Source organism: Fundicoccus ignavus (genome assembly GCF_009659375.1).
In the GTDB taxonomy this organism is placed as follows: domain Bacteria; phylum Bacillota; class Bacilli; order Lactobacillales; family Aerococcaceae; genus Fundicoccus; species Fundicoccus ignavus.
In genome coordinates this window covers 1-857 of record NZ_WJQT01000055.1, presented here as the reverse complement: position 1 = coordinate 857, position 857 = coordinate 1, and the positions used below count along the sequence as shown (strand labels likewise).

Annotated in this window: 2 protein-coding genes; both read left to right on the top strand. The window is 37.9% G+C overall.

All coding sequences use genetic code 11. The features are described from left to right. On the top strand, positions 1-370 hold a 370-nt coding region (locus tag GF867_RS13790; protein ID WP_216650311.1), incomplete at its 5' end, for an HTH domain-containing protein. Next, positions 340-857: IS3 family transposase (locus GF867_RS13620; RefSeq protein ID WP_153833625.1), on the top strand; the 518-nt coding region annotated here is incomplete at its 3' end. The genes GF867_RS13790 and GF867_RS13620, both read left to right, overlap by 31 nt.

Genomic DNA, 857 nt, shown 5'->3' with positions numbered 1-857 from the left:
TATCGATCAATTAAGATTATCTCCTTATATCTTATCAGTCACACAATCGCAGATTCGTTACACTGACGAGTTAAGAGCGCTCTATTATCAACAAAAAGATCAATTTGAATCTGGGATTGACTGGTTACGCTCTGTTGGTTTAGGTCCAGAATTAATTGGAAGAAAGCGTGCTTCCAGCCTGATTACTCTCTTAAATCATTACCCTAATTTCCAAGCCTATTTAGAAGCTAAAAAAGAAAAAAATGACCCAAAGAAAATGAGTGATAAGGAACGAATAAAACGATTAGAACATCAACTCAAGTATGTTGAACAAGAGAATCGATTCTTAAAAAAAAACATTTGGATCGATCAGATGCAGGACACGCCTTAAGCAACACGCAGATTAAGTATAGTTTAATTGAAGCAACGCTAAATGAAGCAGGTAACCTGTTATCTTTATATTGGCTCTGCAAGGTTGCGGGCGTGTCTCGCTCTGGCTATTATAATTGGCTGAACGTGACAAGACCTAATCAGCAACAACGAGATCAAGCGGATCAAGAAGATTTCAAAACCATCTTAAAAGCGTTTTTTAAGCACCGTTATCAAAAAGGAAGTCGTAGTATTCACATGACTTTATTGCATGAACGAACGGTCATGAATCGTAAAAAGATTTTACGCTTAATGCGCAAGTATGGGCTCTACTGCAAGCATCGTAGACCCCGTACCCGTAAACGAATTATTCGAGAAACTCAAGAACATTCCATCAAACCGAATCTCGTTCAACGACAGTTCAAAGCCTTTGGTCCACGAACTGTTTTATTAACAGACATTACTTATTGCTTATATGGTCAGGATAAGCGAGCTTATTTATCCACCAT